This is a genomic window from Arsenophonus endosymbiont of Apis mellifera (assembly GCF_903968575.1).
Lineage (GTDB): Bacteria > Pseudomonadota > Gammaproteobacteria > Enterobacterales > Enterobacteriaceae > Arsenophonus > Arsenophonus apicola.
This window is the reverse complement of sequence record NZ_CAJCFU010000036.1, coordinates 1-16,283: the sequence shown is the minus strand read 5'-3', so window position 1 is coordinate 16,283 and position 16,283 is coordinate 1. Positions and strand designations below refer to the sequence as shown.

Below are 16,283 nucleotides of genomic sequence, written 5' to 3'. Positions count from 1 at the left end.
CTTCCATTGATAATCAAAATGGAAGCGACGATTAATATTAATCCTCGGGAATATTGCTAATTTGTTGTTCAACAGATTTTTGTAGTTGAATTAAAGCAGGTAGCAAAATAGCAATAGCTGACAATCCATGACCTAATTGACATAGGCTAGCCATAGAGAACTTTGATACTTTATTATCTGCCAAAGAAAGCAAGGTTTTCGCCAGAAAATGTAAATTATGGCATAATCCAGCGCAACACTCTTTGCTGCTATTTGCTAACTGTAGGATATCATCGGTACTCAAATGTGAGATATCTAGCTTGCGAAGCACATTAGCTAATTCGGAAAAAATAATATTGCTATCAGACAGCATTGTGCACCCCCAATGATTGACGACAGATAAGTAATAATGGAAACGTGGTCAATATCGCGTGGGCTTGCACTTTTTCTCTCACCAATATGAAAATCAAGCGTAATAACTAGCTTTTCGAGCCTATCTTATGGGTATGATAGTGAAGGAAAGTATTGCGCTTTAGATATGTGTTTATAATACTATTGCTACTAGCCATAGCATTACTCCTGTTAATGTTGTGGTCAGAGGCTCGTAGGTGTTGCTAGCACCTGCGGGCTTCGTTGTTTTATCTGATTAATAACAAAAACAGTGATAGGCAGGGTTATTTTTCTTCTTTACTATTGCGGGCAGGGTGCCCCAAGTCGTTTTCATCACAATGGTCTTTTTTTGAGCAATGTCCATAGAGATAGAGACTGTGATTAAAGAGTTTAATACCATGACGTTCGGCGATGTTTTTTTGTCTTGTTTCAATCGATTCATCACTAAATTCAATAACTTTACCACAATCTAAACAAATTAAGTGATCGTGGTGATGTTGTTGTGTCAGTTCAAAAACTGATTTACCGCCTTCAAAGTTATGGCGAGTAACAATACCCGCTTCATCAAATTGGTTTAGAACACGATAAACCGTTGCGAGGCCAATCTCTTCCCCCATATCAATGAGTTTTTTATAGAGATCTTCCGCACTGACGTGATGGCACTCTGGCTCTTGTAATACCTCTAAAATTTTCAAACGTGGAAGCGTTACTTTAAGCCCTGCATTCTTCAATGCTTTATTGTTGTCGGTCATGCGGATCCTACCTTGTTGCATTAGTAGTGAATTCAATAATATCAAAACATTGTTAACAGTAGCATACTGTTTCTTTCAAACTAATTTTACAATTATATATGTCTTAATATCATTACACAATTTGCAGGAATTATCATGTACAAAAAAATGACATTTATCTATCAATGATGGCTTGCAATTCAAGCTCGTCGATTATTTGATTTACCCAACACTCCACGCGTTGATCGGTTAGTTCCGGTTGCCGGTCTTCATCAATGGCAAGACCAATAAAGTTATTGTCATCAGCAAGTCCTTTTGATGCTTCAAAGTGGTAACCTTCAGTTGGCCAGTGGCCAATAATGCTAGCCCCTTTAGGTTCAATAATCTCTTTTACGGTACCCATAGCATCACAAAAATATTCGGCATAATCTTCTTGATCGCCACAACCAAAAATAGCGACCAGCTTACCGTCAAAATCAATTTCTTCCAATGTCGGAAAGAAATCGTCCCAGTCACACTGTGCTTCACCATAATACCAGGTAGGAATACCGAATAGTAAAATATCAAATGCTTCAATATCCTCTTTACTGCTTTTAGCAATATCATGAATTTCAGCAATATCAGTGCCGCCAAGCTTTTCTTGGATCATTTTGGCAATATTTTCTGTATTGCCAGTATCACTGCCGAAGAAGATACCTATGATTGCCATAAAGTAAATAAACCTCTTAATTTTAATTTGCGTTGTTTAGTTATCTTATTGTTACTAATAGTAGTAATAGGAAAGATAATAACAGTTGATTAATAAATAATTAAATGACCATTATTTTGACGAAAATAACTGCATAATTTTGTCAATTTTGTGTGTTTTAGACAAAATAAACCAATAAAACTGCAATTCATTGCTTTTTCTTTGCTAATTGTGTCAGTAATATTTGTTCTATTAGTTCACTACGGCTTATTTTCTGTTCTTGCGCTAGCATATTTAATGTTGCAACAGCACGCTCATTGATTTTTAATTCGACACGACGTAAGCCTTTGCTCTTATCACGTTTTAATTGATTTCGTTTATTGATTTTTAATTGTTCATGTCGAGATAAGGGATTGGTTTTCGGACGCCCTGGTCTAAGTTCATCGGCGAATAGATCCCGGGTTGTGCGATCAGTCTGCTCTTTTGCCATAATTTAAATGTTGATGGAAATTTGCTAGTTACTTAAAACAATCATACCCTAGCATGATAACTATCGCTACTATCAGATAAAATATATCCTATTGATAAAGCAATCTATTAGTGAGCAAGTTAAATTAGACATAGCCAGTAAAACAGATACATGTGAGCTTACTGGCGACTCATGTCATGTTTAAGCGTTTATTTTTGCCTTTGATCCTATTTGCTGATACCAGAGTTGAGCATAAAACCCATTTAACCTAAGTAGATTATCATGGCTATCGCATTCAACGACTTGTCCTTCATTTATCACACAAATTTTGTCAGCATAACGGATGGTATTAAGCCGATGGGCAATACTAATTACGGTTCGACCAGCAGACAGATAATGCATATTTTTCATGATAGCGGCTTCTGAGTCATAATCTAGCGCAGAAGTGGCCTCATCAAGAATTAAAATGCGTGGTTGTGTTAACAGGGCACGGGCAAGCGCTATACGTTGCCGTTGGCCACCTGATAAATTCATCCCCCTTTCTGCTAACTGGCTATTGAAACCGTGCGGAAGTTGTTGAATAAAATCCAGTGCGCCTGCCATTTGCGCGGCCTGGGTCACGGCTTCGTCAGAAGCTGCCGGCTGGCTTAAGCGGATATTGTCTGCTATGGAGCCAGCAAACAAAACACTTTCTTGCAGTACTACGCTCATATTAAGACGTAAAGCCATGGGATCGGCGACAGCCAGATCCATACCATCAATCGTAATTTGACCCTGCTGGGGAATATAAAGTCGTTGTAATAGTTTCGTTAAGGTACTTTTTCCTGATCCTGAAGGGCCCGTGATACCAATAAATTGTCCGGCTTTAATTGACAAGGATAGATTCTGCAATACTTCTGGCATGTCGTTAGCATAACGAAATCTGATATGATTAAATTCAATATTACCCTCAATAGATGCGGTATTAGTTAACCCTTTTTGGCCAAATTCGGTAGGTTCATCAAGAATATCACCAACACGTTTAAGGGCGATAAGGGTATGTTGGAAATCTTGCCATACCTGCGCCAGCCGAAGAATCGGTTGGGTAACATGGGCACTAAGCATATTAAAAGCAATTAATTCTCCTGGACTGAGTTGGCCTTGCATGACGGCTTTAACACCAAACCATAATAAAATAGCGGTAGTTATTTTATTAACCAGGGTAATGATTTGACTGGCTATCACACCGCTTTTTTGCACCTGGAAGCTCTTTTGTAATTGGTGACTTAAAATTTTCTGCCAGCGTTGTAAAAACCTATTCTCTGTGGCAGTTGTTTTAATGGTTTCAATGCCAGTTATTGATTCAGTAAGAAAAGTCGTATTATCGGCTTGAGCTTCATACTCTTTTTCTACCCGTTTTCGGATAATGGGACCAATTAATAACCAAAAGATAAAATAGATTATTAATGAACCAACGACGATACCAGCGAGCAGTGCACTGTAATTGAACAACACAGCAATGAATAAGGTGACAAAAAACAGATCGATAAACAACATTAAAGTTGAGCCAGTGAGGAATTGCCGAATTTGCGCCATTTCACGAACTCGGGCAATAATTTGTCCTGTTTGTCGCTGTCTAAAATAATCGAGTGGTAGTCCTAATAAATGACGATATAAGCGGCCAGATAATTCAGCATTAATTTGGCCAGAGGTATGATTAAAAATTTTATTACGAATAAAGCTATAAATAGGTTCGGCTATGGCTAATGAAACCATAGCAAATGCCAAAACATGTAAGCTATTTAGGCTACGACCTACCAAGACTTTATCAATGAGATGTTGAAAAAGGATTGGATGAATAAGGGCAAATATTTGCACTACACTGGCGAGTATAAAAATATCTCTTAGTTGTTTATTTTGTCTAAGAACCGATGGGGAAAACCAATCTAATCCAAACTTGATTTTTTTGGTAGTTAATTTTTTTTCTGCAACCAGCAATACTTTAAATTTGATTGGATTATTTGGATTATTATGATGAGGAAAAGTTAATGTTTTCTCTGAACACGGATTTATTACTTCAATGATTTGGTGCGTTATATGGGTAAATACCCACCATATTCCTTCTATTTCAATTAATGCGGGTAACGGGATATGCTCCAGCTCAGTAGGTGTAAGAAAGTTTACTTTACTTTTTAATTGCATAAAATCCGCACACTCTCGTAATTGCCAGTCGGTTAGATGTTGAGATTCTAATCCTAAGGAGTGAGTTAATTGTTTAATTGTAATGGATTTACTAAGTTGTTTACCAAGCCAAGTTATGGCATCTAAGGCTTGGTTAGTGGTGTTGTTAGCTATTGCTACGGTAGAAAAAGTTTCCATTGCTTATTTCTCCCGCATGGATTCAGACAGGTATTCACGAATTGGGCTTAATAGATAATCTATCACACGCCGTTTATCGGTTTTGATTTCTGCCACAATAGACATACCTGGGGTGATATCAATTGCATGACCATCAACCATTAGATTATTTTGTTTCAGACTGATTTGCGCTGGAAAGATAAGACCTAGTTGTTCATCTTGAGCCGAATCACGTGAAATTGATAATACTTCTCCCTCAATAGTGCCATAACGTGTGTAAGGAAAGGCGTCGACTTTGACAGCAACTTTTTGCCCAGGGCGAATAAAGCCAATATCTTTATTTAAGATCTTAACTTCGGCAAGTTGTACATCGTTATCGGGTACAATGACCATCAAATTTTGTGCCGGTTGTAATACTGCCCCTAAGGTATAAGTGGCTAATTGTTGCACGGTGCCAGTAACCGGTGAGCGTACAATTTCTAACTGTTCGCGCTCATCAAATTTTGCGTATTCTTGTTCTAGCATTGAGAGCTGGATCTCTGATTGTTTTTTTTTATCATTCCATTCATGCTGTTTTTGTGATTGGAAAGCATTAAGCCGTTCTTTTAGGTTTTTTTCTTGCGAATTTAAAATATTTAGTTCAGAGCTTTGTTGGGCAATTAAACGTTTAATTTCTAATAACTCTTTTTCCTGCTCTAAATATTCTGATTTACTAATCATCTGTTTTTGACTTAATGTTTTACGGGCTTCTAAACGCTGCTTGATATTCTTTTGTAGTAAAAAGAGCACATTGAGATCATTGGTTTTTGCTTTTTGCGACGTATGGTTAACTTCAATTTCAAAGGTTAAGCTAGCAACTTGCGCATCAAACTGGGCTTTTTCATGGTGATAGTTTTTGCTAATTTTTTCTTGTTGGCGTTTTGTTAATTGATGAAAGCTGAGTTGTTGATGGGGAATTTTGTTTTCCAGTAGCGATTGGTAAAGCAATTTTTCAATCGTATGATACTCAATTTGATGAGAAATACCGATGATATCCTGACTAACACCTAGAGCGTCAAGGGTGAGCAGAGGTTCCCCTTTTTTTACATGTTGCCCGTTTTTTTACATGTAATTCCGTTAATCGGCTCTGCTCATAAGCTTGAATAACTTGTGAGTGTCCGGAAACGATAAGCCGTCCGGTTGAGGTGGCTTGAACATCTAGCAGCCCCCAGTAGGCCCAACCAATAGTGATAACAACACCCATACTTAAGGTCAGTGCGGTTAAACGAGCAAAAGGTGATGGTGGGCTATTCATCAACGCCAAATGTGAGGGCAAGAAGTCATAATTATATTGCACAAAGAATTGTTTAAACTTCCGTGTAATGCGATTTGTCATGAAGTGTCCTACTGCTGCTTTAATGATTGTTGTAATGACCACAGATAGTGGTAATGTTTTTTAAGTTGCAATAATTGTGTATGGCTTCCTTGCTCAATAATTTTGCCCTGATCCATGACAATAATATGATGGTGATGACTGACTGTTGATAAGCGGTGAGCAATCGTAATTACGGTCCGCCCTTGGGCAATTTTTTGCATATTTTGTTGGATTATGGCTTGGGTTTGATCATCTAAAGCGCTGGTGGCTTCATCAAAGATCAGAATGCGAGGATTGCTTAGTAATGTACGAGCAATAGCGATACGTTGGCGCTGGCCACCTGATAATGATTGGCCTCCTTCAGCAATCAATGAGTCGTAACCTAAAGGCATTTTTAAGATGAAATCATGCGCACCTGCTAATTTGGCGGCAGCAATCACTTCATCTAAAGTTGCATCAGGTTTTGATTGAGCAATATTGTTAAAAACAGATTGGTTAAAGAGAAAATTTTCCTGTAGTACGATACCAATTTGTTGGCGTAACGTAGCGATATTGAGCTGATAAAGGGGGATATCATCAAGTAATATGCTACCTTTTTCTGGGGTATAAAGACGTAATAAAAGACGTGCTAAAGTACTCTTACCGGAACCTGAAGTACCGACAATGCCGATCATCTCTCCAGCTTTGATGGATAAATTAAATTGATTAATAGTAAGAGGAAGATTTGGTTGATAGCGAAAATCGACATTTTGAAAGTGGATCTTGCCGGTTAACTGCGGTTGTAAGCCTTCACTATGTTGTTCGGTTGGTAAATTAATGATTTGTGCTAGTTTGTCAATTGCAACGCGAGTACGGATATAATCGCCCCATAATTGCACCAATTTCCCTAAAGGTTGACTACTGTGAGAGACCATCATTTGAAAAGCGATTAATTGGCCTATGGTCATATTTAATGCTAGGACTTCCGCTGCACCAATCCATAAAATCACCGCCATAGTCAATTTTTCAATTAAAATAACAATATGGCTGCCTTGTGAGTTTATTTGTTGAGCTTGAAAATTACTGGCAACCATATCGGCAGTTTGTGTATCCCAGCGGCGGATAAAACGTGGTTCAACAGCTAGGCTTTTAATGGTTTCACTGCCGGCCACGCTCTCGGTTAAAAAAGAGGTATTGATTGCGGCATGCATAAATTGTGTTTCGGCTGCTTTTTCTATCTTTGGGGTTATTTTCCAGGCCAGCAATAAATAAAAGGGAATTGAGAGCAGAAAAATAAGTGTTAATGTTGTTGATAGAATTGACATTACATAAATAAAGACGAATAAGAAAAGAACATCGACCAGCAAAGTAAACATGCTACCAGTTAAAAACTCACGGATGGTTTCTAGTTCTCTAACACGGTTTACAATTGCGCCGACCTGACGGCTTTTGAAAAAGGAGAGTGGTAAGTGTAATAGATGCCTGATCAGTTTTAATCCGAGTCGGATGTCAATACGATTGGCGGTATGGATATAAATATATTCTCTGAAACCTTTTAAAATAACTTCAATAAAAGCGGCTATTATTAAGGTAAAAATAAGCACATCTAAGGTGCTAAAGGCTTGATGGATCAGCACCTTATCCATAATAACTTGAATAACAATCGGTGATAACAGCGCTAATATTTGTAATACAAATGAAAAAAAACAAGATTTCAAAAAATATCTGTTTATGCTTTAAGAATTCAGGCACAAACCAACGAATATCAAAGCGGGATTGTTTTTGGTTTATTTTAAGCCAATTGCCATTCCAACGTTGCAGAAAATCTTGTTTCTGCCAAATTTCCGGTGGTTTATTGCCAGCAGATTGTATTAACACTTGTTCATCATTATAACTGGCTAATATATATGGAACATTATCATTATCATAAAAAATAGCAGGTAGAATCAGACGCGATAACTCTTTTTTATGGCAGCGTTTTTGTTTTAATATAATTTGATACTTTTGTTGAATTTTTTTTGTGCAATCAACAAAATTATCATTTTGAATTATTTCTTTATTATATTCATTAATATTTATTTTATTATTTAGTCTTATGATAATAGAAATTAATTAAAGCGTTTTTTTATTATTTTCATCCATAGTCAATAGCCACAAATTAAAATATAAAGCCATATAAATATATTTAATATTAATAAAATGCTTTATTATATTACTTAGTTAGAAAGTTTATTCTATCGACTTATTTTATTATGAAAAGTGTAAAAAAAGGATCTTACTGTTTTTAAGACTAGTTATATTTTTAGACTGAATTAAAGTCACTATTTGTTTTAAATTAGTTTATGAACAAGATTAAAAAAGCAATATTATGGTATGCGATTGATTATTTATCAGAAGGAATAGCCAGAAAACGATGAATAGCTCGGATGACAGCTGCTGGATTTTCAGCATGTACCCAGTGACCACATCCTAAAATAATCTGGCCTTGAGCTTGCGGAAATTGAGTAAGAATATCTTTGCGGTAATTTTCGCTAATGTAATCGGAAAGGCTGCCACGGATAAAGAGTGCTGGGTGAGGCCAAGCTGGGATCGTTTTCCAACCCATCAATTGGTTATATTGTTTTTTTAAAACCGGTAAATTAAATTTCCATTTGCCTTGATCAAATGATTTTAATAAAAATTGAATTTCACTTTCTTCAGTAAGGGTATTACGCATAATAACAGCAGCCTCCTGTCGAGAAGTTACGCCTGCTTGTGTTACTGCGTCTAAAGCAGAAAATATATTTTCATGACGATTAATTTGATAAGTGACTGGCGCAATATCTATAACGATAATTTTTTCTATCAATTGAGGCGCTATTGCCGTCATCGCCATGACGATTTTTCCACCCATAGAGTGTCCGATAGCAATAATGCTGGTTTGCTTTGAATGAGCAAGCAGCGCTAAAATGTCTGTTGCCATTTCAGAATAAAGCATTGTTGCTGCCTGTGGTGAGTTACCATGATTACGAATATCTAGTTGAATAACGGTGAAGTAATTTTGTAAATTGCGAGCTAATACGCCTAAATTTTGCCTATCACCAAACAAGCCATGGATAAGTACAATCGCACTAGAAGAGATAGGATTTTCCGGTTGATGGATACGATAATTTAGCCAGTTATTTAGCGACATAGTCATATTACATTTCATTAATCAATAATTAGTATGATGACATGGATATTGCCAGAAACCAACAATTATCAACTCAGGGATTATTAAAATTTACGCTATTGTTAGTGGTTGAAAAGCGTAAGTGACACGATAATATTTTGCTATTTATATAAATAATGTGACTAATCTCCAATATCAATAAAGATATTTTTGTGCTTGGCAAGCTAAAGTTATTAAGCTATTTCTATACGGATTGACAATCAAGCGGAAACTTTTTTATTAAAAGACTAAGTTAAGTAATTGAAATATTCATTGTTTTGTTTTTTAGGTTTATATCTTATAATTGGCAGGTAATTTTAATTAAAATAGATTGAAATAACATGAAAACGATTGAAGTTGACGAAGAACTTTACCGCTATATCGCGAGCCATACCCAGCATATAGGTGAAAATGCATCGGTTATATTACGACGTCTGTTAGGGTTTGACGTTAGTCAGTCGCATATGCCACTTTCGATAACTGTAAGTAATATCGCGGCAGAAGGGAAAAAAAATGAATCAGTTTCTTGCCACGATGCTGCAAGTGTGATGCATGATTTATTGCTTTCCAACAATTATGCTACTAAAAACAAAGCGATTGATCGCTTTATGCTTATTCTATCCACCCTATACAATTTAAATAAACCCGCTTTTGTGGCAGCAACAGAAGCAACCCATGGCAGAACGCGTATTTATTTTGCTAGCGATAAACAGACCTTATTAGCCAGTGGTAAGCAAACAAAACCTCGCCTGATACCCGATACGCCTTATTGGGTGATCACCAATACCAATACCAATCGTAAACGCAATATGATTGAACAAATTATGCAAGATATGAAGTTTCCAGTTGAATTGGTTGAGAAGGTGTGTGGTACGATTTAAATAAATATTATTGGTCACTTAGTGATTAAAGCTATGTGTACCGTTGCCCCTTCGGAGAGAAAATAAGTGGCATTGCATAAACGTGCTGGGCAATCTGCCCAACAAAGTGATTTAATTAACGTTGAACAACTGGTTGCACAATATTATTCGCTACAACCGCAAATAAAAAACCCTGCTCAAAACGTTCAATTTGGTACATCAGGTCATCGTGGTAGTGCATGTCGTCATAGTTTTAATGAACAACATATTTTAGCTATCGCCCAAGCTATCGTAGAAGTTCGTCGATTAAATGGTATTACTGGCCCCTGTTTGGTAGGAAAAGATACTCATGCCTTATCCGCACCGGCTTTTATGACGGTTGTGGAAGTCTTGATAGCAAATGGGGTTAATGTCATCGCGCAGCAACAGGACGGTTTCACACCAACACCGGCTATTTCTCGCGCTATATTGGATTATAATCGCCAGCATGAAAAAAAAGCGGATGGTATTGTGATCACGCCTTCACATAATCCGCCAGAGGATGGTGGGATCAAATATAATCCGCCCCATGGTGGCCCAGCTGATGAGCGCCTGACAATTGAAATTGAGCAGCGAGCGAATCAAATCATTGCATGTCAATTATCAACTATCCAACGCATCAATTATCAAATTGCTATTAAAGATCCTCATTATCAGCAACATGATTTTATTGAGCCTTATGTCATTGCTTTGCGTGAAGTTATCGATATGACGGCGATTAAAAAAGCTGGATTAAAAATAGGTGTCGATCCATTAGGGGGGGCTGGAATAAATTATTGGAAACGCATTGCTGAATATTATCAACTCGATTTAGAGTTAGTTAATGAACAGCTCGATCCAACATTTAGTTTTATGCCGTTAGATCATGATGGGGTGATCCGAATGGATTGTTCTTCGCCTTGGGCGATGAAAGGTTTATTGGATTTGCGCAATAAATTTGATTTAGCTTTTGCTAATGATCCTGATTATGATCGTCATGGAATTATAACGCCAACGGGATTAATGAATCCAAATCATTATCTTGCTGTTGCTATCGATTATCTATTTCGCCATCGACCACAATGGAAAAAAGAGGTCGCGGTAGGTAAAACGTTAGTTTCTAGTGCCATGATTGATCGGGTGGTGGCCGATTTAGGCCGTAAATTAATTGAAGTACCGGTTGGTTTCAAATGGTTTGTTGATGGTTTATATCAGGGTGAGTATGGTTTTGCGGGTGAAGAGAGTGCGGGTGCTACTTTCCTCCGATTTGATGGAACACCCTGGACGACTGACAAAGATGGGATCATTCTCTGTTTATTAGCGGCCGAAATAACCGCAGTGACTGGGAAAAATCCGCAGCAGTACTATCAAGAACTTGCTCAGCGTTTTGGTGAACCTTGCTATAGTCGCATTCAAGCCAAAGCGAGCCATAAACAAAAACAGCGTTTAGCTAAACTGAGCGCTGAAATGGTTACGGCAGATATGTTGGCTGGTGACCCGATTATTGCCCGCTTAACCAAAGCACCAGGTAATGGTGCGGCTATTGGTGGTTTAAAAGTAATAACGGATTATGGTTGGTTTACTGCGCGACCGTCAGGCACCGAAGAAGCTTATAAAATTTACTGTGAAAGTTTTCGTGGTAAGGGGCATCTTAAGTTAATTGAGCAGGAAGCTATTCAGATTGTTAATCAAGTTATTGCAGATTGAGCAGTTTATTATTCAATAAAAACGACATAATAGATTTGCTGAGTTAAATATTGATAACGAAAATGATAATGCAATAATTAAGTGCATTATCTTAATCTCGATAAAGTGAATTATCATTAAGGCATAAAGCGATAACCTATTCCTGTCTCAGTGAGCAGGTGTACTGGCTGAGTGGGATCGTCTTCCAACTTTTGCCTTAAATGTCCCATGTAAATACGTAAGTAATGGTTATGTTCAATATAGTTAGGTCCCCATATTTGTCGTAGCAGATGACGTTGCGTTAAGACTTTGCCGCTATTAGTGATAAATTCACTCAGTAAACGAAACTCAATTGGCGTAAGGTGGAGTTCTTGCTGTTTTTTAGTTACTCGTCGGTTGATTAAATCAACACTAATATCACCAAACCGAAATACGGGATCTGGTTGGTTTTTACGCGTATAGCGGCGTAAGGCAACTCTTACTCTGGCCAACAGTTCACTGATACCAAAAGGTTTGGTTAGATAATCATCAGCACCAGCATCAAGTGCCATGACTTTGTCTGCTTCATCTGCCCTTGCCGACAGTACTAATACAGGAATTTGACTCCATTTACGTAAGTCACGGATCAAATTAATACCGTCACCATCAGGTAAGCCTAGATCAAGGATCAAGAGATCAGGTTTGCGGGTCGCTGACTCGATAAGTCCTCGCTGATAAGTTTCGGCTTCATATACGCGAAAATTTTCACCTTCAAGTGCCAGTTTGACAAATCGTCTGATCTCTTTTTCGTCTTCAATTATTAAAATATTGTGTTGAATCACTCTGTCTCAATGGCCTCCTCTATTGCAGGAACTTCTATTAAAGGTAAAACAAAGTGGAAAATAGCTCCACTGTTTTTATTATTTTCCGCCCAAATTTCGCCGTTATGAAGCTTTATAATAGCCTGGCAAATAGCCAGCCCGAGACCAACCCCAGGAATGGACGATTCTTTTTTAGCCCGTGAAAATTTATCAAAAATAAGTTCTTCCTGTCCTTTTGGTATGCCAATACCTTTATCCCAAATCTCAATATGGACATATTTACCTTGTGGATAGGCATCAATACCGATCGGTGAATTTTCAGCAGAGTATTTTATCGCGTTCTCCAGTAAATTAATGATTACACGTTCGAGTAAATTGGCATCACAATAAAGTAATAGTTCAGCAGGAACATTAATTTTAGTTGGATGGCTTTTTAAGGCATATTCGAGAGAACGTAATGCACTGCCAATAATTTCTTGTAATGATTCCCAGGCAAGAGTTGGTACAATGCCACCAGATTGGATCCGCGCCATATCAAGCAGATTATTGACTAATCTTGAGGTACTTAGGATATGTTGACGAATTTGGTTAACTTTTTCCGTATGGGGTGAATGCTCAGCGCTTAATTCCAGCATCAATATTTCTGTTTGGCCAAATATTACCGTCAAAGGTGTGCGCAAATCATGAGAAAGAGCGGCCAATAAAGAGTTTCTCAGTTGTTCCCGTTCAGCATCCAGTTTGGCTGATTCTGCCTGTCTAGCAAGCTGTAATCGTTCAAATGCATTGGCAATCAAGCCAGTAAAAGTTTGTAGTAGTCTTTGCTGTTCTGGGATCAGTAATTGACGCAAATTTTGCGGTTCAATAGCTAATATAGCTAAAGTTTCATTTGACGTTGCAATCGGTTGTAATTGATAAGGCACGCTAGGTAATGTATCCGTGCCGGCACCTGCTGGTTGATTTTTATCAAAACTCCATAATGCAATGGCTTGATCAATTTGCACCTGTCCATAGTCGGCCAATTTAAGCGCAACCAGTTGTTGCTGATCATTAGGCAACAACAGGCTAACTTTTGCTTTAAAGGCATTGGAAAGGAAGTGATAACCCGTTTTTGCAATATCAATTTCATTCAGCGCTCGGCTTAACTCTTTGGTCATTTCGTAAAGATGGCGAGTCCGTTGTTCACGATAACGAGCGACTCTGGCTTGATAGCGCACTCCCGCTGCGAGATTGCCCACTAAAAGACCAACAACCAGCATAACAATGAAGGTTATCAAATATTGCATGTCAAAAACAACAAAGGAAAAATGGGGTTGGACAATAAAAAGATCGAAACCAATAACATTAATAAATGCGGCAAAAATAGAAGGATTGCGACCATACAGCAGAGCGATAATAACCACCGCTAATACATAAACAGTAACAACATTAGCCTGATCAAAATTAAGCAAAAAGCGATTAGAAAATAGGGTGATGGTAATACATAACAGAGCGGCGAATAGGTAACCCTGAATATTTCCTCGCCATTTGTCATTTAGTGGCCGGCGTTCGGTCTCTTTTTCCCACGCGGTATTTTCATCTAACGCAATAATAATCAGATCTAAATCCGGTCCTAGTCTACCTAAGCGTTCAGCAAAATCAGGGCGTATTTTCCAGTTGAGCAGTTTCCAGGTCGTATTTTGCTTACGGCCGATGACAATTTTACCTAGGTTATGTTCCCGGGCGTAATCTAAAATGGCTTTTTCTTCATTGGCATCAGCTAAGGTTGAAGTCTCTGCGCCTAAATCTTGGGCCAGTTTTAATGCTTTTAGAATGGCGCGTCTTTTCTCTTCTGCTAATGCATGTAATTTGGGGGTTTCAACATACACAGCATGCCAACTGCAACCCAGTTTGGCGGCTAGCCTGGCTGCTGCTCTAACTAATTTCTCATTTCCAGTATTGTGGCCAATGCAAACTAATAAATTATCGTGAGTGTGCCAAACTTGAGAGTAACCTTGAGTATCACGATACTCACGCATTTGATTATCGACCCGATCAACCGTACGTCTTAGGGATAATTCTCTTAGCGCTATTAAGTTGCCTTTGCGAAAAAAGTGTTCAATTGCTCGTTCGGCTTGTCCGGCAATATAGACCTTTCCTTCATTCAGTCGTTGGCGTAAATCATCAGGGGGTAAATCGACTAAAACAATCTCACTGGCTTGGTCAAAAATATGATCAGGTACCGTTTCACGGACGCGAATTCCGGTAATACTACCAACAATATCGTTTAAACTCTCTAAATGTTGTACGTTATTGACATCCTCCCCCACCTTCACACTTCGTGACTCAGGAGGGGGATTCCCGTTAGTCGGAGACTATCTGATCGCTCAGAAGCCTGGTTCCTGCTGCTGACGGCATTACTGCACCGTTCACTTCACAGGCTAACACGGCATGTCCTGCCGCTAAAATGTTACGAGCTCCGTTGATATCTGCGTTCTCTGTATACCCGCACTCAAGGCACTCGAATCTACTTTGTGATTGACGATTTTCTTTCGCTGTATGACCACAACATGCACACCGTTGACTTGTATATGCCGGAGGCACAGCTAATACCTGACCACCGCGCCATAGCTGCTTGTACTCAAGCTGACGGCGCATTTCATACCAACCCTGATCCAGTATCGAACGGTTAAGTCCTGATTTTGCCCTGACATTCCGTCCGTGCTGCTCTTGTGTACCTTTTGCCGATTTCGACATGTTACTGACCTTTAAGTCCTCAATGACGATCATCGCGTGGTTTTTGCTGATTTCACTGGTGACTTTGTGAAGGTAGTCTTTGCGGATATTGGTTATATGCGAGTGGAGACGTTGGATTTTTCGCTTCTGTTTTTTCCAGTTATTGCTGAATTTAACTTTACAGCTTAACTGACGCTGGAATTTCGCCAGCTTTTTTTGGTTGGTTTTAAAACTGTTTACAGGTTCAAACACTGTGCCGTCTGACAGCGTGGCGAGTCTGGTTACACCTGCATCCAAACCAATCATTGTTGCTGACGAATGAGGCTGAATGTCCATTTCCAGTTCGACCTGAAACGATATATACCAGTGTCCCGCATGTTGGCTAACGGTTGCGTTTTTAATCTTACCGTACAGCTTTTGCGACTGCCGGAACTTTACCCATACCAAACCTGACGGTAATCTCACTCTGCCATTATCGAGCTGACAATATTTATCAAAATTAACAAAACGAACTGAATCACGCCCGTCATTTTTCCTTTTAAATACAGGAGCTTTTGCTGCCAGTTTTTTATCAAAGCAGCGTTTCCATGCCCCGTGCAGATCTTTGAGTTTCTGCTGAAGATTATCCGTGTAGGCTTCTTGCAAAAAGGAATGTTCCGGCTTTTTTTTCCATTCTGTGAGCATCCGATTTAGTTCAAACGCTGACGGTAGTTTACCGCCGGATTCAATAATGCGTTGCGTCTCTGCTAGCCCGTAATTCCAGATAAAACGAGCGCATCCGCACAACTGCCGCAAACGTTGCGACTGTTTTTCGGTTGGTTCGAGTCTGAATTTGTAGGCTTTTAGAATTAGCATTATTACTCAGTGTGTAGTAAATTATCTCACTATCTTACCGTATATCCGGTTAATTTCAATGCAAAAATATAAAATCAACCGTTCAAGACATGCAGCGTTTCTTTTACATGTTCACCTTGTCTTTGTGACTAAGTACCGAAAGAAAGTACTCAGTGGCTTGCACTACAAAGCATTTCATCAGTATGCAGGTGAAGTGTGTCGCGACTTTGGGGCTGATTTAAAGGAAAGTAACGGA

General features: G+C 38.6%; 14 protein-coding genes and 1 pseudogene. 3 read left to right on the top strand and 12 right to left on the bottom strand.

Going from position 1 to position 16,283, the window contains the following annotated elements:
- Window positions 1-37: 37 nt before the first annotated feature.
- From H1X92_RS04415 to H1X92_RS04380, 9 genes and pseudogenes are all read right to left on the bottom strand, one after another.
- The gene (locus tag H1X92_RS04415) at window positions 38-352 is read right to left on the bottom strand and encodes a hypothetical protein (protein ID WP_180559026.1); all 315 of its coding nucleotides are present in this window, start codon (window positions 350-352) and stop codon (window positions 38-40) included.
- Between the two features lie 301 nt (window positions 353-653).
- Window positions 654-1,121: a ferric iron uptake transcriptional regulator gene (gene fur / locus H1X92_RS04410; protein ID WP_180559025.1), complete on the bottom strand. Its 468-nt coding sequence runs from the start codon at window positions 1,119-1,121 to the stop codon at window positions 654-656.
- A 154-nt stretch (window positions 1,122-1,275) separates the two neighbouring features.
- Complete coding sequence (fldA, locus tag H1X92_RS04405; RefSeq protein ID WP_180559024.1) at window positions 1,276-1,809, bottom strand: flavodoxin FldA; 534 nt, start codon at window positions 1,807-1,809, stop codon at window positions 1,276-1,278.
- A 187-nt stretch (window positions 1,810-1,996) separates the two neighbouring features.
- The gene (gene ybfE, locus H1X92_RS04400; protein WP_180559023.1) at window positions 1,997-2,278 is read right to left on the bottom strand and encodes a LexA regulated protein; all 282 of its coding nucleotides are present in this window, start codon (window positions 2,276-2,278) and stop codon (window positions 1,997-1,999) included.
- 180 nt (window positions 2,279-2,458) lie between these two features.
- Window positions 2,459-4,615, bottom strand: coding sequence for a type I secretion system permease/ATPase (locus H1X92_RS04395; RefSeq protein WP_180559022.1), 2,157 nt, complete (start codon window positions 4,613-4,615; stop codon window positions 2,459-2,461).
- A gap of 3 nt (window positions 4,616-4,618) precedes the next feature.
- Window positions 4,619-5,662, bottom strand: coding sequence for an HlyD family type I secretion periplasmic adaptor subunit (locus H1X92_RS04390; protein ID WP_370520657.1), 1,044 nt, complete (start codon window positions 5,660-5,662; stop codon window positions 4,619-4,621).
- A complete protein-coding gene (locus tag H1X92_RS16195; RefSeq protein ID WP_310740118.1) occupies window positions 5,649-5,969 on the bottom strand; it encodes a hypothetical protein in 321 nt (106 codons plus the stop codon). Before H1X92_RS16195 ends, H1X92_RS04390 begins: the two co-directional genes overlap by 14 nt.
- An 8-nt stretch (window positions 5,970-5,977) precedes the next feature.
- Window positions 5,978-8,036: pseudogene (locus H1X92_RS04385) on the bottom strand (peptidase domain-containing ABC transporter).
- A 274-nt stretch (window positions 8,037-8,310) separates the two neighbouring features.
- Window positions 8,311-9,099 carry an alpha/beta fold hydrolase gene (locus H1X92_RS04380; RefSeq protein WP_180559033.1) on the bottom strand — a complete coding sequence of 263 codons (789 nt, stop codon included), beginning with the start codon at window positions 9,097-9,099 and terminating at the stop codon, window positions 8,311-8,313.
- A gap of 359 nt (window positions 9,100-9,458) precedes the next feature.
- Here H1X92_RS04380 and seqA point away from each other — a divergent pair, with 359 nt between their 5' ends.
- Together seqA and pgm are read left to right on the top strand one after the other, a co-directional pair.
- Window positions 9,459-9,998, top strand: coding sequence for a replication initiation negative regulator SeqA (gene seqA, locus H1X92_RS04375; RefSeq protein ID WP_180559021.1), 540 nt, complete (start codon window positions 9,459-9,461; stop codon window positions 9,996-9,998).
- 66 nt (window positions 9,999-10,064) lie between these two features.
- Window positions 10,065-11,702, top strand: coding sequence for a phosphoglucomutase (alpha-D-glucose-1,6-bisphosphate-dependent) (pgm, locus tag H1X92_RS04370; RefSeq protein WP_180559020.1), 1,638 nt, complete (start codon window positions 10,065-10,067; stop codon window positions 11,700-11,702).
- A gap of 116 nt (window positions 11,703-11,818) precedes the next feature.
- On the opposite strand, the gene kdpE is transcribed toward pgm, so the two are convergent.
- The 3 genes from kdpE to H1X92_RS04355 are packed head-to-tail and all read right to left on the bottom strand — an operon-like array spanning window position 11,819 to window position 16,048.
- Window positions 11,819-12,502, bottom strand: coding sequence for a two-component system response regulator KdpE (gene kdpE, locus H1X92_RS04365; RefSeq protein WP_180559019.1), 684 nt, complete (start codon window positions 12,500-12,502; stop codon window positions 11,819-11,821).
- On the bottom strand, window positions 12,499-14,793 hold the full coding sequence (gene kdpD, locus H1X92_RS04360; RefSeq protein ID WP_180559018.1) for a two-component system sensor histidine kinase KdpD: 2,295 nt from the start codon (window positions 14,791-14,793) through the stop codon (window positions 12,499-12,501). Before kdpD ends, kdpE begins: the two co-directional genes overlap by 4 nt.
- Window positions 14,794-14,821: 28 nt before the next feature.
- On the bottom strand, window positions 14,822-16,048 hold the full coding sequence (locus H1X92_RS04355; RefSeq protein WP_180558336.1) for an RNA-guided endonuclease InsQ/TnpB family protein: 1,227 nt from the start codon (window positions 16,046-16,048) through the stop codon (window positions 14,822-14,824).
- Between the two features lie 58 nt (window positions 16,049-16,106).
- Here H1X92_RS04355 and H1X92_RS04350 point away from each other — a divergent pair.
- Window positions 16,107-16,283 (top strand): transposase (locus H1X92_RS04350; protein ID WP_180558337.1); only part of this gene is annotated, 177 nt, incomplete at its 3' end.

Excerpts from the sequence above, each read along its gene's own strand:
- H1X92_RS16195 (WP_310740118.1), bottom strand. The coding sequence starts at position 5,969 with ATGACAAATCGCATTACACGGAAGTTTAAACAATTCTTTGTGCAATAT.
- seqA (WP_180559021.1), top strand. The coding sequence starts at position 9,459 with ATGAAAACGATTGAAGTTGACGAAGAACTTTACCGCTATATCGCGAGC.
- H1X92_RS04355 (WP_180558336.1), bottom strand. The coding sequence starts at position 16,048 with ATGCTAATTCTAAAAGCCTACAAATTCAGACTCGAACCAACCGAAAAA.
- fur (WP_180559025.1), bottom strand. The coding sequence starts at position 1,121 with ATGACCGACAACAATAAAGCATTGAAGAATGCAGGGCTTAAAGTAACG.
- H1X92_RS04395 (WP_180559022.1), bottom strand. The coding sequence starts at position 4,615 with ATGGAAACTTTTTCTACCGTAGCAATAGCTAACAACACCACTAACCAA.
- H1X92_RS04380 (WP_180559033.1), bottom strand. The coding sequence starts at position 9,099 with ATGTCGCTAAATAACTGGCTAAATTATCGTATCCATCAACCGGAAAAT.
- fldA (WP_180559024.1), bottom strand. The coding sequence starts at position 1,809 with ATGGCAATCATAGGTATCTTCTTCGGCAGTGATACTGGCAATACAGAA.
- H1X92_RS04415 (WP_180559026.1), bottom strand. The coding sequence starts at position 352 with ATGCTGTCTGATAGCAATATTATTTTTTCCGAATTAGCTAATGTGCTT.
- ybfE (WP_180559023.1), bottom strand. The coding sequence starts at position 2,278 with ATGGCAAAAGAGCAGACTGATCGCACAACCCGGGATCTATTCGCCGAT.